Source organism: Archaeoglobus neptunius, assembly GCF_016757965.1.
GTDB classification, from domain to species: domain Archaea; phylum Halobacteriota; class Archaeoglobi; order Archaeoglobales; family Archaeoglobaceae; genus Archaeoglobus; species Archaeoglobus neptunius.
In genome coordinates, this window is the sequence record NZ_JAEKIW010000013.1 from 1 (window position 1) to 24,736 (window position 24,736).

The window sequence follows — 24,736 nt, forward strand, 5'->3', positions numbered from 1 at the left end:
CCTGCTCGCGGACAGCTAACGTGGCCCTCGTGGACGGTGCGTAGCCTACATCCGGGAGGCCACCCGCCCCTCTCGAAACAATTGCACTCGACCCTCTTGGAAATGCACTCGAGGGAGGTAGTGGCGCACTCCCCACTGACTGAATTTGTGCCCTGCTAAGAACATTCGATGTTACCGTCGTGGTAGTCGTGCCGACGCCCCCTGCTCCGCCTACGCTACCATTCGTCACTCGCACCGTACCAGCTCCGGCCCTACCGGCGACACTCGCAGTGGCACCTGCGGCGACACCCACGGCGGCAGAACTGCCAGATAACATCGCCGCTCTGCCAACGGCTCGTGCACCCAATCCCGCGAGCATGGGGGCACCACCGACGATGTTTCCGGAGATCATTATCCCAATCAACCACGGAAAGAGCCCCGATACGATGGGAGCCGATAGCATGTACGCAACTAATCCGGCGATATCCGAATTTTTGAGACTGTTCGTGATCATTGCTAAGCCTATTGCAGTAATTGGTCCGGCGAGTAAGAGCCCACTGAGGAGAGTCAGGTAGTGTCCGACTACCCTCTTAAACGCGGGGTGTAGGTAGGACACGAGCAAAATCGGTGACGCGACGATCATACTGTAGATAATCCAGTACCTCAACATGCCCATTATTAGCGTGATCAAACAGGCGACTACTGCAAATGCTGCGAGGTCTGCGAACCCCGGCGTGAAGTACCCGATTACCATTCCTAACGTAGCAAGTCCTGCCAAACCGCCGTACACCCATCCGAGGTCGATCTGCGAAGCTGAAATGCTCGTGATCGAGTTGAGAACCCCCGCCGAGATGTTGTATATGTACGGAGCCAACACCATTAGAATGACCACGACTATCGCGTCTTTCAGAGCAACGACGATTTCCTTACCGGGGTCCTCTCCGTGCATCGCCGAATACGCAAAGCGGAGAAGCAGGTACACACCCAGAACGCCCATCGCAATCGTCGTAACTGATTTGTACCACTGATAGTACATGTTGTCGTCCGAAATCCTGAAATAAGGCGCGTAGTAGAGCATTTGTATTGGCGTGTTTATCATCCCTCCGAGCGACGAAAACAATGTGTTCTGCACGAAATCCACTATTGCCCCGAATGGGAAAGGCAAAGAGTATCCTGGACTCACACCAACTCCCGCGTACCCCACACCCGTAATTCCGTCTCCGTCCGTAACCGTAGCCACGACGGCGTACGATCCCTCCGATTCGTACGTGTGCGTGACCTCTATAGAATTGCTGCTCGAAGAGTACTGTTCGACCACTCCATCCCCGTAGTCTATGACGAACTCGTAGGGAGGTTTGGGGCTGTCGGCAATAACTTTGAACGTGGCAGTGTCTCCCGGTTTGATGTAGCTGTCTTTCGTCGTGATGTAAACGATGTATCCCTGCCCAGACCACATATCGCTCCCCGAACCAGCCATGTCGGCGAGAGTTGAGAACAGGGAGATAGAGACGATGCACAACACAGTGGCAAAAAGCTGCCACTTCCCCTCTTCTATCTTACCAAGACTAAAGTATATAACAGACGCGACAAAAGATACCCCCGCTATCGCGTAGATCATCCACTCTTCCGGGAAAAGGCTAGTGTCCACCGTACCGACTAACTGTTTTACAGCGTCCCACCCGGACACGGCCAAAATTAAAGCAATGAGTGATGCCAAGTACGCTCGCTTGTAGTTTTCGTTGCCCATAGCCCTGTAGATGGTCGCCAAAATGAAGAGCCCTATCGCCATGGCCGCCCCAGCGTAAAGCCCCCAGCTAAATATCGTCTCCACGAAGGTCTGTGCGTCCATCATTCGTCTCTCCCCCCACTAAGTATCCTCTCTATTTCCTCGGCAGGGATACGCCTGTGGTTGTTTGGAAGGCGTATGCACTTCACTAACCCTTTATTACACCACCTACGTAAAGTGTGAACCGAAACGTTGAGGATCTCACTCGCCTCTTTCATTCTGTATAGTCTAACGTCTTTCTTCGTTGAGTCGTTACCGTCACTCACCATCACCGATACAATACTGCGAAAAACTATAAAAGGATATTCGGAGTTATATACCCGATGGGGACAGTTAGGATTACGTCGCCACTCGAAAAAACAGAGCTCGCACCCCAGATTGTGTCGAGCAAAGGAAAACCCCTAAATTTGAACATCAGACAAAAGTGGTACGAGGTTACTCCAATTATCGATCACAAACTCACGGTAGATAGGTCCCTCCCGCCAAAATTTACGTTCCTCTACCTCAAGCAAGACGACCAAATAAAGACCTACGTGTCTGCCGATGTGCCACTCTCCACTTTAAAGTACTTCGGTAACCCGAAGCTCAAGTATCCTCTGCTCTTCGACAGATCTCAGCTCACCGACGAAGACGTAGCGTACATGAAAGCCACAGGGAACGACATATACGTCAAAACGAAGATTTACGGAAAAGAGGCGGCTCTTAAGAGAATATTTGCTAAGGAATTCCTTGACTTCGACTTTGCCGTTCACGACATCATGGGGACGCTCGACACCGCTCCGGACAATGTTGCCGTTTTAGTCAGCGTCTCAAACGATCCAAGGCTGGTTTACCTCATCCGCAGCAAGATAAAACACATCGGAGACAAAAACCCCCTCGACCCGCTTCTCAAATACCTGCAGAACGTGATAAAGGAAATTCCGTGTTTGGTAAGAGTCATGGTCCTCTCGGACGACAAGAAAAAAAGAGACCTCGTGGCAAACGACCTCACGACGAAGATAAACAAGAGAATAACTTGGAAAAAAATTTTCTTCGACGACTGGTTGAAGGTTCTCGACAAAGTCAGACCACCAAAGCTAACGGCAAAAGACCTCCTCGTCGGTGGGATTATCGGACACACCAACCTGACTTCGACGCAAAAGATCATCTCCTCGTGGCTCAGGATGCCAGATCCCAAGATCCACCCCGTCGAGTTTACCGCCGAGAGGAAGCTACCAACGCGCATTACTGTCAAGAAAACCGAAGACAGTTTTACAATCGGAAGGACCCCAGACGGTGCTGAGGTGTTTCTCACTCCTAAGATGTTGGAGAGACACCTTTACGTTATAGGTCAGAGTGGAAGCGGCAAGACGACCTTTCTCAAAACCCTCGTTCACGGACTGAATGAACAGAGACCTGGAGCGATAATTGTAATCGACCCACACGGCGATTTTGCGGAAGAGATCGCGAGAGAGATCCCAGACGCTATATACCTCCACCCTATCGATTCTCCTTTCGCTTTTAACCCTCTCGACTTACCACCTCACCTCGACAGGGACTTGGCAATAACTCTCGCCACTGATGCTCTCCTCGGTCTCTTCACCAATGTCTTCAAGTTACTGGAAAACGCAGTGAACGTTCGCTACCTGCTCAGAGTAGTACTGAGGTACCTTTACACTAAAACCGACTCTCCAACGCTGGGCATGATGTACAAGACGATCTTAATGCTCTATTCAGGAGCATTAAACCTCGAAATAGAGGACGAAGAGTTCGAGAGGCAACTGAGAGTGTTGAGAGACATGCCAGAGCAGTCGTTCATCTCAGCTCTCGCGAGACTCGAGCCTTTTGCCAACGACGCCGTCCTGAGAACCCTGACGAGTCAGACAACCATCCCATTTGACTCGTTTATCAAGAGGAAGAAGATAATAGCCATCAGCGTTCCCAAGGCCAAAGTGGGCGAGATAGTCTCATCCCTCCTGACTGCTACCATCCTACTCTACATTTGGTACTACGCAATCTCACGCCCCGTGAATCACAGGATTCCCATATACACGATTATTGACGAGTTTCAGAACCTGCAGGGGCTCGCTACGGTAGAGACCATACTCAGCGAGGCGAGAAAGTACGGGCTGCACCTCGTACTGTCCCACCAGCACACGAAACAAATCGACGAGTCCCTCCTCCAGAGCATCCTCACCAACTGCGCCACGAAAGTAATTTTTCAGGTCGGGGGACTGGATGTCGAGGTACTCAAGAGACTGGATCCCAATTTCGAGAGGGACATCGAGAAACTCGTCTCTCACTTGAGAACGGGTGAGGCTGTAGTAAAGATTCCCGCGCCTCCCAACGAAGACTTGCCGCCGATCTTGGCGAAGATAGACAAGGTAGAAACGACACCTGCGAGAAGCGAAATATGTACGACCCTCTACGCGCCTTCAACGTCCAATCCGCCCAAGTTGGAGGAAGTGATATGCCCCGTCTTGAAGTACATTGAACCCCCCTTTTTCATAGCCCACAAGATTATGACGCTAATCGCCCAGCAAGGCCAGTTGTCGACGGCGAGAATAAAGGCCCTCCTTCCAGTGGGCAGTAAACACGTCAACAAGGCAGTATACGCACTCCTCGAGAAAAACTACATCGAAAACGTTCCGGGCTCGAAAACGCCAGAGTTCTCAATTAAAAAAGACTTCTACAATCTGTTCTACCCTTCAGCTCCGTCAAAAGAGGGAAAAGAGCTGGTAGATCAGGCAATCAATTACTACCTCGTGAGGGACAACAGCGTGAATCCGATAAAGCTGACGATCTCCGAAGACCGACCCGACATGGTAGTCATCCCGTTTAGAGGGATGAAGCTCGAGTATTCCAAGGCAATAGCCGTCGAGATAGAAGCCCACCCGAGGAAGGAGTTCGTCCTTAGAAATCTGACAAAGTCCTCTGTCAACGACTTCGCAGAGATCCACATTTGGGTACACAGGAGCAACGTCAAACACGTAGCTCAGGCCCTAGAAGAGTACTACAACAACGAATCTGAGCCTAGACCCGTGACGGTTTTCCTCCTCGACGAAGTGACGGGAAAAATAACTCAGTTTGGAGGGAAGGAAGTGGTTAAGCTATTCTACGCCCCACCCTCTGAAACGTCAAAAGGCAAAAAAGAGACACACGACGACCCCTATCAGCCTCGAGAAGTCGCCTCTCACTCTATTCCTCCTTCGCCTATTTCTCAAACAGAAAGGCAACAAGACGCATTAGTAAAGAAACCAACGGCTCCAATAGTCTTCGACATTGAAGCAATGAAAGAACTATTGGGCGAGGACGAAGTAAATAAGCTCCTCGACAAATACAAGAACGTGCCCGGAGCGAAGATCGTTCGGGATGGTACGATAGTAGAGATTAGGTTTGAAGACTCCGGTACGAGTACACAGAAGCACGCCTCGGAAGTGGACGAGTGCAGAACGCCCACACAAACTTTCGAAAGTGCTCCATCTGACTCACGGCAACCTTCGATACCATCGCCCCTGCCGAGCGACGAGTTAGAATCCATCGAAGATGGTCCACAAGTCAGCGATCGAGAGACAAGCGCCCCCCCTCTCACAAAAACTGACGGTCCCGCGTACGAGAGGGAGGAGGATAGCACTACTGCCGACGTTTTACCAAAGAAAGACAAGCCCGAAAAGAAGAATGTGGATTTCTTCTTCATAGAGGACAAAGTGATCGTCCTACCTAACGGAGAGAAAGTAGCGCTGTTCGCGGCACAAGAAACCGTGGAGAAAGTAAAGAACATGCTTCGTGAGCCTGGAGTAAACTATGAACTGTTGCCCACCCGCGTCCCCGGTAAGGTATACGTCCTCGTTATATACAAGGGGGACTTGTCGGTAGGTACTTACAGGTGTAAGAAACTCCCAGATGATTTCACCTTCTCGTAAAAACTTTTTTATTGAAAAAAACCATATAGTCGATTTTCGTCAATCACCCAGGCTCGTCGCAGAGAGTCAACTGAGGAATAAGCGTCCCCCCGACGCTCAATATGTAATACTATAGCCCAACATAGTTACTGATATGTTACTCTATGGTATAACATAGTAAAAAACAGTTATCCAGCCTCTACACTCCCTATGTTACACTACGGCCTAACATAGTACTCTGCCCTAAAAACGAGGGCTTAGTTCGTAATTCGAACGTATGTTAGTCTATAGAATAACATAGTGAAAAACAGTTATCTGGCAGGTAAATCTACAACAACTTACGCAAAACCGAAAACGAAAATACCCCCACAGACATAAGGTAACCCCAGTCTACCGTCGACCAAGTGGTCGACCTCGAGGAGAGGGCAAGTCACACCGAGACCACACTTATAGGTCGTACCTCTTCCTTACGACTCCTGTTTTTTACCTTGAGGTACACCTTCCTCTCGGAGTAAGCGGAGAGGTACACCAGGTGTTCGAGGGGGAGAGCGAGTACCCCAAACTCGTCGAGTCCCAACCTGCCAACGACATCCCTGAGCACAACTGCCCCCTCAAAGACGGTCACGAACGTCCCGTCGAAAGTAACATCACCCACACGAACGTGAACCCTTCGATTGACGACACTCTTCCAGTCAACCGAGCTGACGCCCCTCTCCTCCACACTGCGAACGACGATCTCCCTAACGTCGACCCCGTGAACGACGCTCTTCTCAACGGAGGCCAATCCCCTCACTTCTCCGCGGTTTAGTATGGCAAAGTCCGTCTCGACCAGAACGCTCTCGCGTAGGACACAACAGTTCGAGAGGTAGAAGAAAGACGAGTCGTAGGAGGTAAGAACTCCGTAAATCCTCTCCCCCGTCTTTAGTATAGCCACCACTACCTTGTTGACAAAAGCCCTGTCGTACACGGTCTCACTTTCGCCCAAAGACCATATAACTATTTTCGTGTTTTTACCCCACGTTCGTAGTTTTTCGCACGGGCGCGAGGTTGCAGACGCGACAAAGGACCGAAGCCACGTCTCGACGCCAGGGCCGTCGAACTCCGGAGACCCGCAGGCCACCTCTCCCGCGTCCCCACCGAGGTGGTATCGTGTACCACGAGGTCACGTGTCTCTGCTGCGGTAAGAGGTTCAGAGTGGCGCTCAACTTTCCGGAAGACGCTCTCCGCGTGAGGTGTCATACCTGCACGGCCCCTTACAACTTGCTCTCCTTCTACCCGGCCGTAGTTTTCGCCAGAGAGTAGATCACGAAGAGGTGAGGGAGATGGTCTCAGAGAACTGGATCGCGCTCGCCCTGAACCCGTCTAAAGCCATCGACGGCATACCAGACACAGTACTGATCAACCTCTCGAGGTACCTTCACGGAATGAACATGTCTCCGACTAAGGTCACGTGGAACGGGAAACGGATGGACTACGTGGTCGAGGCGGAGAACCACAGACTGAAAGCAAAAATCGCCATCAAACCGAACACATGGGAATTCAAAGTTATCGGAATATACTGGTTGGAAGACGAACCCCCTCTCCCTACCGGAGGTGATGTGTAAATGGAAATTATAACGCATGGAGGGTTTGCACACTCCGACGAGTTTCTGGCCGTGTCAGTAATTCTGACAAAGTTCCCAAGTGCAGTTGTACATAGAGTCAGCGAGGTTCCAGAGGACATTAATAATGCAATCGTCGTCGATATCGGCGGCAAACACGACGGTGAGAGGTTCTTCGACCACCACCACTCGGCTGAGCTTCCAGCTTCTCTGATATTAGTTCTGAGAAAATTCTTCCCAGAGATAGACATCGACAACATCGACGAACTCCAGTGGGTCAGCGACTGGGACACGATGGGTCCGTTCAAGAGTCAGCAGAAGTGGAACGTTAGACTGCCGGAGTTCAGAGACCCCATCGCCGAGGTGATACTGAGATTATTCAGCGAGGCAAAGATCGTCAAACCAGGTGACTTGCTGCACGATATGCTCATAGCAATAGGCAGTAAGTTCATTGAACTCTTGAAAGAACAAACCGAGTTTCTGAAGAAGGCAAGGCACGCTGAAGTCTTCGAGGTCAAGGGTCTCAGGGTCGCCAGAGTGGACGACAACATACCCATACGATTCGTCAAGAAAGTGCACCCAGATGTCGCCATCGTCATCCAACCCAACCAGCGCACTAAAGGCGCGTGGACCCTCACCAGAGTCGACGACCATCCAAAAGTGGACTTCAACCGCATCAGGGACAGGGTTCCGGCGCACTTCGTGCACGCCACCGGCTTCATGGCCGTCGTGGATCCAGAACACATTGAAGAAGCGACACTCCACGCAGTTGAATAACTTCTCCCGTTATTTTTAATGGCCGAAGGGGGCGATAATCGTGTCGGTGTCGGTGTACTTCGACGGGCTCTGCGAGCCCCGGAATCCGGGCGGTGTAGGTGCATATGGTTTCGTCGTCTACATCGACAACCGCAAAGTCCACGAAGGCTACGGAGTTGTTGGCGAGGGTAAAGGAATGTCCAACAACGTGGCAGAGTTTTCAGGGCTCGTAGCAGCACTGGAATGGCTACTGGAGAACGGGTACAGTGAGAGAATCGTCGTCAGGGGCGACAGTCAGCTCGTCATCAACCTGATGAACTGCACCTGGAGGGCGAAGGGAGGAATGTACTACCCGTACTACCTCAAAGCAATTGAGCTCGCGAAGAACTTTCAGAACATCACTTTTGAATGGGTCCCGAGGGAGCAGAACGAGGTGGCGGACAGGCTGAGCAGGGAGGCGTACGAGGAGTACTGCCGTGCCAAAGAAAAGAAAGTGAGGTACATGTCCAAACCAGCTCAGCGACTCAGGGAGACCTGCGAGGACGAGCAGGTGCGAGAACTTCGAGAAGTCGTGACAGCTCACGAGGAGGTCGTACGATGAGTTACTTCTTACCGTGTGCGTTTTCGTGCGATCTGGCATCACCATACTGCTGGGAACTTCCAGAATGCCCGAGAAGACAGATACGAGACGAAAGAAACCGCGGCGACACTCGAAGCGACACCCCGTGACAACTCCCTCGCCGACACCTCCCTCAACCCCAAACGGAGGTGACGTGTAAATGAGTGAGTTCGTGTACTACGACCTGATAGAGCTGCCGAGCGGCGGACACGTTCCAGTGCCAATTGCGCTGGAACTCGTCGGCGAGAAAGAAATAAGAAAAATCCCGGTAAGCAGACGCAGAAGGGACGACAGGTTCTTCTACTGCCCCGAGTGCGACGAGCTCTCCTTCTTCAAGCACACGCCATGCGACCACTGCGACAGCCAAGAAGAAGGGGACTGCGAGAACTGTCCAGAAATCAAGGAGCTGGAGCTACAGTACAGAGCGAAGGAGGTAGCGTTCGTCAACCTGATAAGGAAAAAACAATACCGCAAGCTTAGATACATCCGCGCCTGAGTCTCTCCACCTCTTCTGTTCCTGTCACCTACACCGTCTCCTCGCACAACTTCCTGAGCCTGAACACCAAACTGTCTCCCTCCAACCTGACACTCACAACCCGATAACTCCCTTCGCCCAGCTTTTCAATCACATACCCCACGCACGACGCGAGCAACACCACCGGCAGCGTGTCGGGCACCGTTCCATAGAGGTCGTCGAGCATGTCCAGAGTCTGGGTGAAAATCTCCGGATCTGGATTTCGGGATAGAACTTCCTCCAGAGAGACTACGACTTCCTCGTACACGTCTCGTATACTCCCAAGAGGATATAAGTTTACCTCAGTGGCCGAAAAAGGAAAAACTTATAATATTATAAGTATATGATACTTATGCGACTCGAGAACTCCGAGTTGAGTTTGAAACCGTCGCCAGATCTTCTTTCCATTCTGGCGGAGAACTACGAAAAGCTAGCGGCAGCGGGCGTGGAGATAAAGCTCTCCCTGAGGTCCGACAAGTTCAAAGCCGTGAAGAGGGACGAAGAGGGTAAAGAGTACCTGGAGATAGACCCAGATCCCGCGCTGATAGACGCCTTCGAGAACCTCGCCCCCGCCTTCATGCTCACCTTCAGCATGGAAGTCGAGGACAACGTCACGAAGTACAGCGACGCGAGGGTGTACACGATAGAGTGCAAGCCCGTAAGGGCCAGATGCCCGTTTTGTGGACACGAGCAGGAGTACTACGCCTGCTACATACCTCACGCGTACCCGTACCGCTGTACGAACTGCAACGCCAGCGTCAGCTCGGAGATAGGAGACGAGGGCGACGTAACCGAGAGCCTACACTTCAGATTCGACACCGCGGACATCCACAGGGTGGGAGAGAAAACTCTAAGAGCGAGGGACGAGAACGGAATGGACGTGGTGGCGACGCTCGTCCAGCGGGACGAGGGTACGGAAGACTTCGGGCTGTGGCTGATATTCCACCAGAGCAAGAGCGTAGACGTGACGCCCGCAGACGTGACAAAACTCGTCACGGACAAGGAGCTGACGAAGGCGGGGGTCAAGCTGAGGTTCAACGGGGTAGAGGGTAAGGACTACGTGGTGAAGACGCCGAAGAAGGCGGGCACCTCTGCGGGGATATACGTCCCCGCCAGATGGATAGGTCGCGAGGTCCTGGCCCTCCTCACACACCGGTGAGAGCGCCCACTCTCAAAACTCTCCACTCGCTCTTTTTTTTACACTTTTTCGCGAGTCCTCGGACAGCCACCAACCCCCCACCGAGGTGATGAAAAAATGAGCTTGGATAAAGTCGTAAAACACGTCGTGAGCGTCGTCGGTGAGGAGTACGAGGAAAGAGTAAGAACGATCTTAAAAACGCTCATCGAAGAGTTCAGAATTCCAGAAAAGGAGGCCGCTGCGACAGTCATAAAGAAGTTCAAGGAAGAGGGCGTGCAGATAAAGGACGCCACGAAGAAGATCGCCGACATCGACGGTAGCGAGACGAACGTCACGATCGTCGCCAAAGTCCTGAGTATCAGTAAAGGAAAGGGAAAGGCGAAGGCCTTCGCAAGGGTGGGAGACGACACGGGACACGCGAGGATGATCCTGACCAGCAACGCAGAGGTAGAACTCGAAGCTGGCAAGGTGTACCGGTTCAAGAACGTCATGGTGAACGAGGACGGCAGCCTGCTCGTGACCAAGAACACCACCGCGAGAGAACTGGAGGAGGACATCGAGGTCAAGCCGCTCACCATGATCGGCGTCGTCGTGAGCGTCGCCAAGAACAGCGGTCACGTGCTCCGCTGCCCAGAGTGCGGCACGCCCCTCAAGGGGGGCGCGTGCACAGAGCACGGAAAGGTAGAGGAGCCCGTCGAAAGGGTCGAGGCGAGAGTCGTCGTGGACAACGGGAGAGTCGCGAGGAGGTTCACCCTCCTCCCGGAGCACATAGAAGCCCTCACGGGACTCACGCTCGAAAAGGCCAGAGAGATCAAGAACAAGTTCGACAACGAAGCCGTGAGGCAAGTCATCATCGACTCCCTGATCGGCAAGTACGTCAGGGTGGAGTACCTGAACAGGGTCCCCCAGTCGATCGAGTTCACGACCGAAATCCCCACCGAGGTGGTGTGAATGATGCGGAGGATGCCCGCGAAGAGGACGTTCGCCGCAGAGATCTACTCTGTAAAGGAGGTCAACGATAGACTAGTCTCAGCAACAGGAAGAGCACTCAAGAGAGTGTTCGTCACGGGAGTCCTCGTCGACGTGACGGAGAGAAACGGCGTCGTTAAGGCCCAGATCTTCGACGGCACTGGCAAGCTGACGATCTTCTGCTCAAAGTATCAGCCAGAGGCCCTCGTAGCCCTAAAAAGCATCGACGCTCCAGCTTACGTCGCAGTAGTGGGTAGAATAAAGGCGGTCGACGGCAAAATCTTCGTCAGACCGGAGTTCGTCAACACGATAACCGCAAAGGAGCACGAACTCTGGCTCAGAGAGGCAATCTACGCCACCGACAAGGCCCTATCCGCCGAGGTGGACCTGCCACACAGCGAGGAAGAGAGACAGAGAGTAGTCGACGCCCTCGAGAGAGCGAAGGCGAGGCTGCAGGAGCTCACAGCTTCCTAACTTTTGTATAAACGTTTAGACACTTAAACACACACACTTTTATACTTTCTCCCAACACCCCGCCTACCACTCCCGTGGGCAAGCATGACGGTCAGGCTGCTGCTCATCGGCGACGCAGGAACGGGCAAGACCTACTACCTGTACAACAAGGCGAAGGAGTTCGACGAGTGCGTCTTCGTCAGCCACACGAACGCGGCGATAAACGAGTTCAGGAGGAGGGACAGAGACAGGGCGATCGAGGCGAGGACCCTGCACTCCCTCTGCCTGTCCCTCGTCAGGAAAAGACACGGCGTAAAAGTGATGGACGACGAGGTCAGGGCGACCTTCTGCGAGAAGGTGGGGCTGCACTACGACCCCAACCCGTACGTACACTCTCCGGCAAAGGAGTTCTTCTCGCTCCACTCCCTGTACGTCAACCTGACGCGCCCACCACTCGACAGGTTCTGCGAGCACTACAAAGTCGACTACGAGAAGTTCAGTACCCTGCTCGCAGAGTACGAGAAGTTCAAGAGGGAAAGAGGGTACGTAGACTTCGAAGACATGCTAGAGCTGGCACTGCAGGCCGACGAGAAGATCCACACTCAGGCGGTGATAGTGGACGAGGCTCAGGACCTCTCACCACTGCAGTGGAAAGTGATCGACGCAATCTTCGAGGCGGACATCCTAATCGCAGCGGGGGACGACATGCAGTCGATCTTCAGCTTTCAAGGGGCGAGGCCAGAACTCTTCCTGTCCTTCTCCAACAGGGTAAAAGTCCTGAAGAGGAACTACCGCATTCCAAAGAAACTGTGGGACTTCGCAGGACTGGTGATAAAGGAACAGCTCAGGAGGGAGAGGTCAAAGCCAGTAGACGAGAGCAAGGAGGGAACGCTGAGAGTCCTGAAACCCACGACGTTCGAGGAAGCGGTGAACTACGTCGCAGCTCACCGCTCGGGGCTCGTCGTCGTGAGGCACAACCGCTACTGTCTCCTGCTCGAGGAACTATTCAAAAAGGCCGGAGTGAGAGTGAACCTCGTAAAGAGGGACGGATTCAACTGGAACGCCATAAACATCGACACCGTGCACGCGGTGAAAGGGATGGAGCACGAGAGAGTGTTCGTGCTGGACGCGGTGAGAAGAGCGTCCCACCCAGAGGAAGAAGACAGGATCTGGTACACCGCCCTGACGAGGGCAAAGAGGGAGCTGCACGTCGTACCAATTCTGGGCGAGACCAACTGGGTCACCTCCAAGCTACCGGAGGACGCCCTCGTTCAAGAACTCACATCGGACTGGCAAAAAGTTCCGCCCGCCCGCCACTCAAACGTGACCCTCACGATCACCGTGCACGCTCCCCCACACTCCTCCTCCCTCGTCGCCGCCAGCGCGGTCCTAGCTCCGCCCCCAGAGGTCACGGACCCCCTCGCCTCCACGGCCTGCACACCTCCCACAGTCACCGCGCGTGTCCACACCTCCACGTCCACGGAGGTGAGTGAGATCCCGAACGTCGCAGTTACTCCCACCCTGGATCCGCCGGAGAAAAAGAAAGAGAAGGGGATCCTGAAGTCGATACTCTCGATCTTCAGAAAGAGGTGAACTCCAAAACGTTTTTCGCGTGGAGGGAAACACTTATATTCGTACGGGAGTAATACCAAACGCCAAACCCGGCGGGCGGTTGACTGTTTTCGAACGGTTAGGATACTTCCTCGTGAACCAACTAACGACTGTTCTCGTTCGTGACCCGGGTGGAACTAAAAAAAGGAGGTGGTGCACGTGGAGTTCGAGAACGTGGTTTACGTCGTGGAGGAGGTAAACGAGTTTTACGGGGTGATAAGGGGTAGACTGCTACCCAAAGAGGTGTCCGAATGGTAGAGACGGTAGGAGCCCAACCGAGGTACATCGTGCCAAGACCGAGACCGAGGGTCACGGTAGGAAGGACGATCGAAGTCAGCGTGGGGTGCGGAACTCTCTACGTCACGATAAACGAAGACGAACACGGAATAGCGGAAGTGTTCCTGAGACTGGGCAAGAGCGGCGGCTGCTCGGCCTCGCAGACTGAGGCCCTCGGTAAAATGATAAGTCTCGCTTTGAGGTGCGACGTGAATCCAGAGGAACTGATCAGAAGACTGAAAGGGATAAGGTGCCCGAACATCACCTGGCAGGACGGGGAGCAGATAACATCGTGTGCCGACGCGGTGGCAAAAACGCTGGAGAAGTACCTCAGGGGCGATTTTCACAAGGCCAAAGCAGGAGCAGACGCGAGCACACCACTAAACGAGTTTTTCGAAGTGAATGGAAACGGAAACAGGGGTGAAAGCGAAAACAAAAGTGAAATCGAAGAGAGAAGGTACGCACCACACGCGTGCCCCGACTGCGGGTCGACCATGCAACCGAGAGAGGGCTGCCTGGTGTGTGACGGTTGCGGTTACTCGAAGTGTGGGTGACGGCATGAGCGACAGACTGGTAATTCCGATGGGCCAAACGTGGAGCGGCACAGAGTACATCGAGATAACGAAGAGGGTCAGAAAAGGCGGCTACAGAGTCAGGGGCGTGAGGAAGACGTGGAGAGGACACAGGATCACACTATTTTCAGAAGAGGCGTGGGACGCCGGAGAAGTCATAAGCAAAATACGGGCCAACCTGCTCCCAATCTTCGAGATTCCGGAGTCGGTAAAGGAAGAGATCAAAAACTTCTGCGAGAGAGCGTAATTTTTCTTGAACCTTTTTCTCGAGTCAACGGAATTTAGAAGCGTTTTTTTAGAAAAACCGCTCCACCGAGTTTTTTTTTGTCGGAGGGGCGGGTGAGGCCAAACCCGGCGGCGTGAGCGGTCGCCACTTCTTCACCCCTTCACTCTTAACCCCCGCCCCATGCTTTAGTAGAGACGGGAGAATATAAAGCTTTACGTCAAAACTGCAATTACAGGGAGGAGCCACAGGGCGCACAACGGAAGGAGGTGTCGGTCGGAACGTGCCACCAATCACCTACCTCTTCGGCCCCTCCCAACTACCATTCCTTCACGGAAGTATATAAGCGTTGCTCCCCACACGCCCAGACGACACGAGAAACACTTATATTTGTTCGTGCGAATTGTCAATCGCACAACGGAAGGAGGTGTCGGAGGTGGAACGTGAAGTAGTTTTTGAAAGGGTTAGCTGTGCGAAGGCTCTCGTGGGAAGAGGCGACGCAATACTGGCGTTCGGGAAGAGACTGCTCCCCGGACTGGTTGGAGAGGACATCCCAGGAGTGACGAGGAGGTGCGAGGCATGGTTCTAGAAATCGTTAGAGAACTCGTAGAGCTCGAGGAACAATATCCCAAGGTCAGACAAATAGAAAAAATGATGCAGCTAGAGAAACAAGCAACTCTCAACAGAACGCCCGTGGCAACAAGGGTGTCCGAGAAGGACAAGCAGTTCTACTACAACTGGAGGTCAGAGCTGCAGAATCTGTACTTGCTCGTAAAAGAAGCGTTAAGCTATAGCTCTCCAAACGAGAGAGCAATTATAGCAACCCACCTAAAAAACACTGAGATCCCGGAACTACAAGCATTACTACTCGTCACCACTATAAAGCACACGTCCACAATGTACAACATCAAACACAAGTGCCAGATGTGCCAAGTATTCCACTGCGGTTACCCCCGCCGTAAGGTGGGCGAAGAAGCGAAGAAGAGCAAGGCTACGCCGAGACTGAAGTATAAAAACTACGAGAGAGTAATCATCGAAGGACACGGAATCATCCACGAACCCGTACTCCTGCCATGCGAGAGGACAGTGTGGTTAAAAATACCAGACGAGGAATACGGCAGAGAACTTCTATTGTGGGCAAACTCAGTACTACGCCGTACGCCAAACGTGGACGAAGCGATCGCAAAAATAAAAAGAAAAATAAACCAACCCGGAATAGGGTACGGCGAGAAAAGACCATTCCTCATAGTGTACAAGGACATAAAAGGCCTAGAAGGTATAGCAAAAGTGAGGTTGCTAATACCCATAGACCCAAACGCATTCTGTCCGAGGATAAAAATACAAGCACAGGACGAGACACCACAAGACGAGGAACCTTTCGTCCCGGAACCTACGCCAGACCACTTCGCCAGCGACATCCTGTACGATCCAGATTCGGGGGACATCTTCCTGTCCCCGAAGCACGGATCGGAAGAAATAGCAGTATAACGCGTTTTTCGTGTTTTTGTAGCCGTACAGGGTAAACCTCTTCGGGCACCCCCCATATTTTTGCCCGTCACCCCTTTTTTTCTTTCACCTCACCCAATTATACAAATCGCAGTGGTCAGTTCTTCTACCTAGACGGAGCTGACACGAAGCGATCGCTCCTCCATCACCCCCGTGATGAGTGTCGATGTCCTGATCGTGAATCATAACGAACTCGCCCGTGACATAGAGGACGCCTACGAGAGTGGTGAACCGCTGTTCGTTTGGGGTAGGACGGGGATTGGAAAGTCGTACACCATCCGGGAGACGGCAACAGCACTCGCGGCAAAGTACGACAGGAAGTTCACCACCAGCCTGTCGAAAATCGACGGGGAGCACTTCTTCCTCCTGGACAGGAGGCTAACCTACATGAACCCCACGGACATCCTCGGCGTCTTGTACAAGGACAACGGAGTGTCGAAGTGGCACTACCCGGACTGGCTGTGGAAGATCAGCAAGCAGAGGGAGGAAGAGGAGGGCATAGAGATCAGGGGCATAGTGGCTCTCGAGGAGCTCAACCTCGCTCCACCCCTCGTTCAGAACGCCGCTTACGAGCTCGTCCTCGACCACAGGGTGCAGGACCTCGAGATAGCAGAGGGAGTCGTGTTTGTAGCTGCCGGAAACGTCAACGAGGACAGGGCTTTCACCTACGAACTACCCGACCCCCTGAAGACGAGGTTCACTCACGTCGAGCTGGCGATACCAGTGTTCAAGCACCCCACCAAGAGAGAGGGGTGGTTCTACTGGGCAACTGAGAAAGGCGTGGACGGGAGGATTACAACCTTCCTGAGCTACAGAGAAGACATGCTCTTCAATTACATCGAGGACGCGAGGGTGTTCCCCACACCAAGAGGCTGGGAGAAGGCGTCGAAGCTCATGAAGGGCAAACCAGACGAAACAGCTTGGAGGGCGGTAGCAAAGGCCTGCGGCACGTTTGCGGGAGAGCAGTTCAGGCAGTTCATGGAGCTGACGAGAAAGGTGAACATCGAGGAACTGCTGAACGACCCGAAGAAGTTCCTTGAGCTTGACGTGGCCAACAAGTTCGCGGCGATAGCGGCGATGACGAGTGCGTTCTCAAAAGTTCCAGAGCTGGGTGAAAAGCTACTGAAGTTCGCCGCCCACCTGTTCACGGGAATATACGACGGAAAGCTCAGAGAGTACCTGACCCTCCTCGAGGAGTACACATCGACGAGGGACGAGTCGACAGCGAGAGCCCTCAGGGAGATGAGAGGGAAGGAGAGACTGCCCGAGTTCGCCGTCCTCGTGCTGACGAACATGAAGGCCCACGACAGAGAGATCACGCAGAAAGTCGTACAGGAGAGCGTGTACGGCAACGTGCTCGTGGATTTGCTACCGTTCTTTACATGAAGAACGGAGAAAAGTGGGAGACGGTAGAGGTGAAGTCATGAAGTTGACACCCAGCGAGAGGGTGCAGAAGGCCAAGATTCGCCTGCTGAGAGAGCACCCGTTCTTCGGCTACTGCATAATGCAAATCCCGGTCGTGGCGAGTGACGAGCCCAAACCCGCCGGACCAAAGATAGTGTACAACCCTTCATTCGTGGAGAAACTCGACGACGACGAGCTCGTGGCAGTTCTGACGCACGAACTGCTGCACTATCTCCTAGGGCACACAAAGAGGGCCAGGGAGTTCAAGAAGACAATGAGCGAGCACCTCAGCGACGACGAGAAAAAAGGATTCCACTTCAAGATGAACATCGCGGAGGACATAGTGATAAACGCCATCCTCGCGCTGAACGGATTCAGACTGCCGAAAACGAAATTGGTAAACGGAAAAACGGTCACGGTTAGACAGGGTTGCATAATTCCGGATGTACTCTCCTCCAACAGGACCCGCGTGCCCCTGACCGACTCCAGACGCACAGTCGTGGTAGAAGATCCTCACGCCAAAATGTGCGAGGAGGTCTTCTGGGAGATAAAAGACCTCGACTTCAGAGACGACGGGGACGAAAACGAGGAGTCGATGTACTTCAGCGACGACACGACGGACGACGAGAGTAGCGGCGGCGATGGGAAAAGAGAGTGGCAAAGCGTGAAACCGGCAGACGAGCTTCTGACAGAGGCACTCAACTACTCCAAGGTGGCGGGAAAAACACCTGCGGGACTGGACAGGACTATAAAAGACTTGCAGAGGCCCGAGCTCGACCTGTTCTCGTTTCTGCGAAGATTTGTCGTGAAAGCGATCCCGTCAGACTACACATACCTCAGGCCGAGCAAGAGCAGCCCGCCGAACGTGTTCCTCCCGTCAGTGGAATACGGAGAGCACGCGAGGGGGGTAGTGGCAATAGACACATCTGCCTCGATGGAAGAGAGGTCCCTGAGCAAAGCCATCTCGGAAGTAGTAAAGATTGCGAGGGAGATGTCCGTCGAACTGTCGCTGGTCTACTGCGACGCGGAGGTTCAGGGAGTGGAGGACGTGCGGTCGGTCAAAGATGTACTGAAGGCGATGGGTAAAGCGAGGGGAGGGGGCGGGACGGACTTCAGGCCAGTATTCGAGTACGCAGAGAGAAAGAGGGCGAGCTTCGTGATATACTTCACGGACGGGTACGGGACTTTCCCGAGGAGGGCGAGAGTTCCGACACTGTGGGTCCTCACCGCCGACGGCGTTCCGGAGTCGACGATCCCGTTCGGGAAGGTAGTGAGGTTCAGAGAACACCGAATTGTGTCTTAGTAGTGTAAGACAAAAAAACACAAGTGTGTCTCGCTCGAGTGAGACATAACCCCACTGCGAGAGGGCTCGCACTTTAGTGCAGGGAGCAGCATCCCGCCGTGGAAGTGACTCATTTTCTCACTGATGAGCACTTTTGCGGTGCTACCAGACAACCTGCCAACCCTGCCATCACCACCAGCCCCCCGGTGAGGTGATGGGATGGGGTACATGGTGGAGGTTAGGTCCCACGACATTTTCGTGCTCAACGACGAGAAAGTGAGGGAGACCATAGAGACCTTCGACATGGACCACATCTTCACAATCTCAGACGAGCACCTCACGTTCAGAGAGTACACGTTCAAAATGCCCGCCAACCTGTACCTGTTCTTCGCGGCAATAGCAGACGCAGTAGAGGGTTTCGTAGAGTTTCAGGGAGAGGACGGCCCGATCTGGAAAGTAGACATAAAAGATGGGAGAGTAGCTGAGTACAGCGCCACAATCACCTTCGAGAAGTCGTACGAGACCGAGAAAGTGGACGTGGACTACAGCCCAATTGTCAACGAGAGGTATGTGGCGGCGTGGATTCACGAAGACGCCCTGCTCGCATACGATCTCGTCGAGGACGCGTGGTTTAAAGTGTGGCTGACGGGGTCAATCTCGGACGTCGAAACGGTAAAACAAATTCAAAGGGGAGAGGCACTGCCAGCGTACCACCTCTACGACCCCGCACCCCACGAGCTCGCGACCTTTGCGAAGAAATTGGAAGAGGCCAACACAGACGTCTCTATCCTAAAGACGGTCACCGTGAGTTTACTGTGAGGTGAGAACGTGAAAAGAGACGAGTTCGTGAGAAAGCTGTACTTTGCATCAAATCCCACCATCATCCTAGCACAGAGCATGGAAGTCCCCCATTCCCTCGCGGAAAAAGTCAAACTGCACCGCCTGAACATCCTCGCCAGAGAGTTAGCAGGTGAGGACGTACCGGAGGAAGAAAAGGTGAGCGACGCGGAAGTCGTGGCCTTTCTGCACTCTGCATCGCTCATGGTACCGCTCGACGAGACCTTCGCGAACATCTTCGTCAACCTGACTCAAAAAGTGCTCGGAGTGAGAGTGAGAGAGCTCGAATACAGAGAGCTGACTGAGCAGGAGAAGTTCGAGCTAAAGCAACTCAAGAGAGAGATTTTGAAGAGGAGGGAGAGGAGGGAGAAAGAAAGGGCAAAACAGCTCAGGGAGACGTTCAGGGAAATTGCCAAAAAGCTGCCAAAGAAAATTGACGTCAGGCAGAGCACGCTGGAGGTGGTAGCGTGAAAGAGCTGAAGATCGTAAACGACAAGCTCGACGAGTGCCTCGAACTCATGCTCGACAGTCCGGCGGGAGACAAGATCGCCGAAGTCGTCAACGAGAGAGGCTGGCACTCGATGCTCAACGCTTCGACAGCGAAAAAGCTTGGACTACGACTTTTGTGAAAAATGGAGGGACGAGATGACAGATCTCCCCCCTCACCTGAGAACGTACTGCGAAACGGCAGATCAGGTATACCAGATTCTCGTGAAATCCACGCTACTCGTCGATGTAGCCCTTTCTCAGTTGTGGCCTAAGGAGAGATACACAGCGAGCGAATACTACGACCTCCTCCACGAGATGAAAAAAGACATCCTGTCCGAGATCACCGGTAAAATCCTCGAAAACTACAGTTACGTGTACTACTCCGACATGAAAGACGCACTCGAGAAGGCGCTCGCCAACGGAGACACGAGCTTCAGAGATTTTGCAGAAAAGGTCGTGCACACACTCGAACAGAGGGCAGACGAAATAGCCCTCAAAAATGTGCTCGAGAAGGCGAGAAACCTGCTACCCTTCTCGCAAGAACCAGAAGAGAAAATGAGACAGATACTTCACGGCAGAAAGCTGGTCCTCCAACACACGTACAACTTCGAGAACAACATAGGCAAATACGACACCGTAGAGTCGCTGGCAGCTCTTCACAGGCTCGCGATAGTGGTCAGCAACAACTACCCTCCCTCAAAACCGATCCCTAGCAGTGTGGAGAACGCGTTCTGGATCCTGCACGAGATTACACCGAGAAGAAAGTACAGCTTCTCCGGAGTGATAAAAGACATCGTCTTCTTCAAGAACGGAAAGCTCCACGTCGCTCTTCTGAACGAGAAAGTAGCGAGAAAGGTGGCAGAAGCCCTCGTTTACGGCGTAGAATGGAGAGGCGGTAGAGCAGTGACACGCAAACAACCTCTGGAGAGCGTGACGAGATCACCACCCCCCACTCCCCGGTGAGGTGGTTTTTCGTGACGAGTAAACTGAAGTGGAAGTACGACGTCACCACCTTCTCCGAGCTGGAAAAGTACCGCGTCAGCGCCAACTCCATTCTCAAAATTCTCGTATACGGGCTCACGGTCAGCGGTGCAGAGGAGGTGAGGATCACCCTCCGCGAAGGAAAGTACACGCTCGAGACACCCTACAGTCTCCCCCTCGACTGTGTGGAGACGTGGCTCGGATACAGAGAGGGCAAAGGACCTCTATATCCTCTCGAGTCCAACGAACTCGGAAAAATCTTTCTCGCAGAGGTCGCGAGGGGGGCCAAAATCAGAGTCGCAACTCCCCAGTACGTGGCCGTGATAGACGGCGAGGGAGCGGCGATCACGGACACCGCGAACTCACATCCCAGCAAGACGAGCATCGAAATCCACAAACCAAACCTCTCCCCGTGGTGGGACTACTCAAAGCTCAACGAGGGACTCAGGGAAGTGAAGGTCCCAACCACCGTAGAGATGTACACCGACAAAGAAATGAGGAAAAGAGAGTTTCCGTCAGAGGGCAAGAGTGGCAAAGTGATTTGGCAGAGCCAGGGAGTCACGATAGAGAAGTTCGAAGGATGTTCTCACGGCGATGTCGTCGTCAACGGCGTGTCCCTGTCCTTCAGTCCACTGCCCAGCAGGCTCGTCGCCAAGGTGGAAGGGCAGGTAGACGTCATAACGATCCACGGCGTGGAGGTGAGGCTGCCAAACATCGTGACGCCAGACTGCACAGACCTGAGAGCGCTATCCATCATCGCAGACGCGAAGGACATAATCGAAGAGTTGGAACTCTCGAAAGACTGGCTGAAGGAACTGACGCGGCTCACCGAGAGCAGGCTGACGCGCGTCAGGGAGACTTTAGACAGACTAACGCGAACCGTGAAGGAGAACCCCAAGTTCACTTCGATGGCAGAGGTGCTCGTTCCGCACTACGCAGAGATGCTCGAGGCGATCGAAATACTCCTCACGGAGGTCACGTACTACGGATACGCTAGAGAGAGATTGTCTCTCAGCAACGGCCGTGCACCGCTCGTCCACATCCTGAACGTGAACAACAACGGCTACGTCAGAAAGAGGCTCACTGCTCCAGAGTGCAGGGTACTGTCGACGGAGAAGAGAACGGTAGTATATGTGGACGATCCAAGGCTGATCCGTTTTCTGGAAAAAATGGGTGTGAAAGAAGTCAGCGTACGAAAACCCAACCTCATAGCCACCTACGCCCCCAAATTCACCGGCCTAGAAAAGGCGAAATACTACGACCTCCACGGCCTCGCACACTTCGCCCTGACTACGAGAACACTCGTGGTGTACACGGACAAAATAACGTCCCTGAAAGACGAGTCTTTCCCACCAACGGTGGTGATAATCAAGAGAAACAAAAAACTGAAAGAGCTGAAGGCGATTCTCGGCGAGCTCCTCGTAAGCTACGAAGACTACACGAAGATGACGAAAAAACTCACCCTGGTGACCGACGGGAAGAAAGTGTACACTCTCTCTGAACTCCCCGACTCAAAAAAATACTACCTGATCTCTGACAACAGAACCGAACTGCTACCGTACCTGAACAAAATCGCGAGAGTTTACGCTGTGCTCCCGTTCTGTAACTGGCGAGGAATATCCATCAAAACGTTCGTAGACCGAACGAAAGCCTGGTCGAAAGTAAGACACTTCTTAAACGAGGAGGCAGCAGACCTGCTTCGGATAATCATAAACTCGGAAATAGCGCCAATACTCAACCCGTCCTACAAACACTTGGTAAGGCTACTCGAAGAGGTCAGCGGCATAGAGAAGGGCCTGTCGATTCGGGAGATAACAGAAGCAGAGAAAGAGAAGATAAGGAGTATAGCGGAGTCCGTAGGAATACTGAGGCTCGGTCAGGTGTCAGAAAAGTTGACGGGACTGGCAGAGACCACAAACGGTCTGCCAGTCATAAACCCCCTCCTCCCCCCTGAGATGATAGCCACATCGGAGAAGCTGAGGGACCTGCGCGACCTCCAGCTATACCTCAAGTACGAGGGGTCGGCGATCTTCGCTGGAATGGACCACTTAGCAAAAGACGTTGAGGCTCTGCCAGAAGATGTGAAGAAGGTCGTGAGCAAGTACACGAGAGATACGGCAAGAGCGAAGGAACTCGCTCTCTCTTTCCTGTAGTCACCGGAGAGAGATGTCTCACCTACACACGCAAATGTTCAACGAGGTCTCCCTCCAAGGCTTCGACGAGCTTCCCGTCGGTCGTCACCGTAGCTTTCGCAGCTCCAGACTACTTTTTGCTGCTGGACATGGACGACGGAGAGGCAATGCTGATTAACGGCCACAAAATTAAGAAGATAGACATTCTCGAGTAGGCCCACCCCCGTTCTCACACATAGCCTACAAACTGAGCGCGAGAGCACGAGAGACTACAAAAGCCAGCGGATACCGAGCACCCTCCCATGTCCCCGGTGATGAAGGTATCGAGAATGTCGTATAAGTGTAGAACCGACAGATCTACAATTGTCTACACCGTGGATTTCGAGATGGAAGACAGGGCTAGACCAGCACTACCAGTACCGCTCCCGCCAGCCAAAAATTCGGCGGTGAAATTCGGAGTAAGCGACGATCTGGTTGCAGCAAAGTCGAAGTCCTTCGAGGACTTTACGAAGGCCATCTGGCACTCGGTAAACAAGGTCAGAAAACAGCTCCACATCAAAAGAGGTGAAAAAAGTGAAAGTTGAGGTCGGAGACACGGTGGGAGAGTTCAGGGTCGTCGCAATCGTGAAACGATTCGACGACGCATTCATCCTGGAGGACGAGCTAGGCTACTACCTCGTCGTGAAACAGGAGTCTCTCGAAAAAGTAGCCCGAAACGATACTACCACGAAAAACATACTGAGAGCGCACCAGAGAATCGAGCGTATCGTGAGCAACACCTTGTTCCTTTCCTCAGGCAAGACGTACAAGTTCTACTTCGTGACACAGGGCGAGGACGTGATCTCCAAGCTGAGGCATCACACTAGAAACGGTCTCTTGGAGGCGGCGATAAAACTCGACGAGGGGGCAGACCTCGGAGACCCAGAAGCGCTGGCAGACGTGGAGGAAGTGCTGTACTACAAAGAGTTTAGCAAGGAAGCAGGAGCGGGCGGACTCGCGTTCGGTCTCGGCTTTCCCGGCTTTGCAGTCGGGATGATGGTTGCCAAGACGACGAACGGCACCGTGAAAGTGATCTACGAGGAGGTGCGCAGTTACCCCGAGGGGTACACGGTCAAGCGAAAGGAAGTACCTCTCGCCCTCATAGACGTCATACGCAGCGACAAGTTCGACGAAGTGATCGATACCGTAAAGAGTTGCCTAAAAAGAGGTGAGGACTAATGCCCGACGCGTACTTCTGCACGAATTGCTTCTTTTTCGGATACGCAAAGACGATGACGTACCAGAAAATCCGAGACGGCTTCGGCGACGATGAATACGCCACTGAAAGCGCCCCTCTCAAAATAGAGTGCCCCGAGTGCGGCGGGACTATCGTCGCAGTAGAGGTCGACGACAGCACCTACGAGCTCATGCAAAAGATTGCCACACACCTCGAAAAAATGTACTTCGAAGGCGAAGATACGGAGAGCGAGTTCGAGTTCCACGACTACCCCCGCTACTCGAGAGTCCTCACGTACTTCGCCCTGAAGAACGGTAGAAATCCGAGAAAAGTAGACATCTCCCACTCGTGGGACGGACCGTTCATATACACTCCTATCGACGATGTGACGAACGACTTACTTTTGAGAAAGTTGACAGCGAAAAAACCACATGTCAAGGAGCTGGCAGAAGAACTACTGAAAGAGCCGTCCAGCTCTCAAGCCAACACCACTTCCCCCACGAGGTGCTGA

Annotated in this window: 28 protein-coding genes; 24 read left to right on the forward strand and 4 right to left on the reverse strand. The window is 53.1% G+C overall.

Annotated elements, in window-relative coordinates; translation table 11 throughout:
• Together JFQ59_RS10275 and JFQ59_RS12820 are read right to left on the reverse strand one after the other, a co-directional pair.
• A partial coding sequence (locus tag JFQ59_RS10275; protein ID WP_202320346.1) for a PKD domain-containing protein occupies window positions 1–1,831 on the reverse strand: 1,831 nt, incomplete at its 3' end.
• Window positions 1,828–2,034: a MerR family transcriptional regulator gene (locus tag JFQ59_RS12820; protein WP_407928342.1), complete on the reverse strand. Its 207-nt coding sequence runs from the start codon at window positions 2,032–2,034 to the stop codon at window positions 1,828–1,830. The genes JFQ59_RS12820 and JFQ59_RS10275, both read right to left, overlap by 4 nt.
• Before the next feature lie 54 nt (window positions 2,035–2,088).
• Between JFQ59_RS12820 and JFQ59_RS10285 the strand changes: the two genes are divergently transcribed.
• Window positions 2,089–5,667, forward strand: a complete 3,579-nt coding sequence (locus tag JFQ59_RS10285) for a type IV secretory system conjugative DNA transfer family protein (RefSeq protein ID WP_202320348.1) — start codon at window positions 2,089–2,091, stop codon at window positions 5,665–5,667.
• A gap of 409 nt (window positions 5,668–6,076) precedes the next feature.
• Here JFQ59_RS10285 and JFQ59_RS10290 read toward each other — a convergent pair whose 3' ends face one another.
• Window positions 6,077–6,613: a hypothetical protein gene (locus JFQ59_RS10290; RefSeq protein WP_202320349.1), complete on the reverse strand. Its 537-nt coding sequence runs from the start codon at window positions 6,611–6,613 to the stop codon at window positions 6,077–6,079.
• A 182-nt stretch (window positions 6,614–6,795) separates the two neighbouring features.
• On the opposite strand from JFQ59_RS10290, the gene JFQ59_RS10295 reads away from it, so the two are divergent.
• The 5 genes from JFQ59_RS10295 to JFQ59_RS10315 all read left to right on the forward strand — a co-directional run bounded on the left by JFQ59_RS10295 (window position 6,796) and on the right by JFQ59_RS10315 (window position 9,118).
• Window positions 6,796–6,948 carry a hypothetical protein gene (locus JFQ59_RS10295; RefSeq protein ID WP_202320350.1) on the forward strand — a complete coding sequence of 51 codons (153 nt, stop codon included), beginning with the start codon at window positions 6,796–6,798 and terminating at the stop codon, window positions 6,946–6,948.
• 20 nt (window positions 6,949–6,968) lie between these two features.
• A complete protein-coding gene (locus tag JFQ59_RS10300) occupies window positions 6,969–7,250 on the forward strand; it encodes a hypothetical protein (protein ID WP_202320351.1) in 282 nt (93 codons plus the stop codon).
• The gene (locus tag JFQ59_RS10305) at window positions 7,251–8,024 is read left to right on the forward strand and encodes an MYG1 family protein (protein WP_202320352.1); all 774 of its coding nucleotides are present in this window, start codon (window positions 7,251–7,253) and stop codon (window positions 8,022–8,024) included.
• Window positions 8,025–8,076: 52 nt separating this feature from the next.
• A complete protein-coding gene (rnhA, locus tag JFQ59_RS10310) occupies window positions 8,077–8,604 on the forward strand; it encodes a ribonuclease HI (protein WP_330999876.1) in 528 nt (175 codons plus the stop codon).
• Between the two features lie 178 nt (window positions 8,605–8,782).
• Window positions 8,783–9,118: a hypothetical protein gene (locus tag JFQ59_RS10315; protein ID WP_202320354.1), complete on the forward strand. Its 336-nt coding sequence runs from the start codon at window positions 8,783–8,785 to the stop codon at window positions 9,116–9,118.
• Window positions 9,119–9,146: 28 nt separating this feature from the next.
• Here JFQ59_RS10315 and JFQ59_RS10320 read toward each other — a convergent pair whose 3' ends face one another.
• Window positions 9,147–9,404 carry a hypothetical protein gene (locus JFQ59_RS10320; RefSeq protein WP_202320355.1) on the reverse strand — a complete coding sequence of 86 codons (258 nt, stop codon included), beginning with the start codon at window positions 9,402–9,404 and terminating at the stop codon, window positions 9,147–9,149.
• A gap of 84 nt (window positions 9,405–9,488) precedes the next feature.
• On the opposite strand from JFQ59_RS10320, the gene JFQ59_RS10325 reads away from it, so the two are divergent.
• From JFQ59_RS10325 to JFQ59_RS10410, 18 genes are all read left to right on the forward strand, one after another.
• A complete protein-coding gene (locus JFQ59_RS10325; RefSeq protein ID WP_202320356.1) occupies window positions 9,489–10,295 on the forward strand; it encodes a DUF2080 family transposase-associated protein in 807 nt (268 codons plus the stop codon).
• A gap of 96 nt (window positions 10,296–10,391) precedes the next feature.
• Window positions 10,392–11,225 (forward strand): hypothetical protein, encoded by an 834-nt coding sequence (locus tag JFQ59_RS10330; protein WP_202320357.1) that lies wholly within the window; start codon window positions 10,392–10,394, stop codon window positions 11,223–11,225.
• Entirely contained in the window at window positions 11,226–11,717 is a 492-nt protein-coding gene (locus tag JFQ59_RS10335; RefSeq protein ID WP_202320358.1) for a hypothetical protein, read from the forward strand.
• 84 nt (window positions 11,718–11,801) lie between these two features.
• Entirely contained in the window at window positions 11,802–13,289 is a 1,488-nt protein-coding gene (locus tag JFQ59_RS10340) for a UvrD-helicase domain-containing protein (protein WP_202320359.1), read from the forward strand.
• Window positions 13,290–13,558: 269 nt separating this feature from the next.
• Window positions 13,559–14,137, forward strand: a complete 579-nt coding sequence (locus JFQ59_RS10345) for a TSCPD domain-containing protein (protein ID WP_202320360.1) — start codon at window positions 13,559–13,561, stop codon at window positions 14,135–14,137.
• A gap of 4 nt (window positions 14,138–14,141) precedes the next feature.
• Window positions 14,142–14,402, forward strand: coding sequence for a hypothetical protein (locus JFQ59_RS10350; RefSeq protein ID WP_202320361.1), 261 nt, complete (start codon window positions 14,142–14,144; stop codon window positions 14,400–14,402).
• Between the two features lie 412 nt (window positions 14,403–14,814).
• Window positions 14,815–14,967 (forward strand): hypothetical protein, encoded by a 153-nt coding sequence (locus tag JFQ59_RS10355; protein WP_202320362.1) that lies wholly within the window; start codon window positions 14,815–14,817, stop codon window positions 14,965–14,967.
• A complete protein-coding gene (locus tag JFQ59_RS10360) occupies window positions 14,958–15,866 on the forward strand; it encodes a hypothetical protein (RefSeq protein WP_202320363.1) in 909 nt (302 codons plus the stop codon). The genes JFQ59_RS10355 and JFQ59_RS10360 overlap by 10 nt, the downstream gene beginning before the upstream one ends.
• 174 nt (window positions 15,867–16,040) lie before the next feature.
• Window positions 16,041–17,270 (forward strand): hypothetical protein, encoded by a 1,230-nt coding sequence (locus JFQ59_RS10365; protein WP_202320364.1) that lies wholly within the window; start codon window positions 16,041–16,043, stop codon window positions 17,268–17,270.
• Window positions 17,271–17,307: 37 nt separating this feature from the next.
• Window positions 17,308–18,591 (forward strand): vWA domain-containing protein, encoded by a 1,284-nt coding sequence (locus JFQ59_RS10370; RefSeq protein ID WP_202320365.1) that lies wholly within the window; start codon window positions 17,308–17,310, stop codon window positions 18,589–18,591.
• A gap of 198 nt (window positions 18,592–18,789) precedes the next feature.
• Window positions 18,790–19,389, forward strand: a complete 600-nt coding sequence (locus JFQ59_RS10375; RefSeq protein ID WP_202320366.1) for a hypothetical protein — start codon at window positions 18,790–18,792, stop codon at window positions 19,387–19,389.
• A 9-nt stretch (window positions 19,390–19,398) separates the two neighbouring features.
• Window positions 19,399–19,878, forward strand: coding sequence for a hypothetical protein (locus JFQ59_RS10380; RefSeq protein ID WP_202320367.1), 480 nt, complete (start codon window positions 19,399–19,401; stop codon window positions 19,876–19,878).
• On the forward strand, window positions 19,875–20,036 hold the full coding sequence (locus JFQ59_RS10385) for a hypothetical protein (protein WP_202320368.1): 162 nt from the start codon (window positions 19,875–19,877) through the stop codon (window positions 20,034–20,036). Before JFQ59_RS10380 ends, JFQ59_RS10385 begins: the two co-directional genes overlap by 4 nt.
• A 16-nt stretch (window positions 20,037–20,052) precedes the next feature.
• Window positions 20,053–20,859, forward strand: a complete 807-nt coding sequence (locus JFQ59_RS10390) for a hypothetical protein (RefSeq protein ID WP_202320369.1) — start codon at window positions 20,053–20,055, stop codon at window positions 20,857–20,859.
• Between the two features lie 11 nt (window positions 20,860–20,870).
• Window positions 20,871–23,030, forward strand: a complete 2,160-nt coding sequence (locus JFQ59_RS10395; RefSeq protein WP_202320370.1) for an SNARE domain-containing protein — start codon at window positions 20,871–20,873, stop codon at window positions 23,028–23,030.
• A 308-nt stretch (window positions 23,031–23,338) separates the two neighbouring features.
• Complete coding sequence (locus JFQ59_RS10400) at window positions 23,339–23,593, forward strand: hypothetical protein (protein WP_202320371.1); 255 nt, start codon at window positions 23,339–23,341, stop codon at window positions 23,591–23,593.
• Complete coding sequence (locus tag JFQ59_RS10405; RefSeq protein ID WP_202320372.1) at window positions 23,583–24,227, forward strand: hypothetical protein; 645 nt, start codon at window positions 23,583–23,585, stop codon at window positions 24,225–24,227. The genes JFQ59_RS10400 and JFQ59_RS10405 overlap by 11 nt, the downstream gene beginning before the upstream one ends.
• Window positions 24,227–24,736 carry a hypothetical protein gene (locus JFQ59_RS10410; RefSeq protein ID WP_202320373.1) on the forward strand — a complete coding sequence of 170 codons (510 nt, stop codon included), beginning with the start codon at window positions 24,227–24,229 and terminating at the stop codon, window positions 24,734–24,736. Before JFQ59_RS10405 ends, JFQ59_RS10410 begins: the two co-directional genes overlap by 1 nt.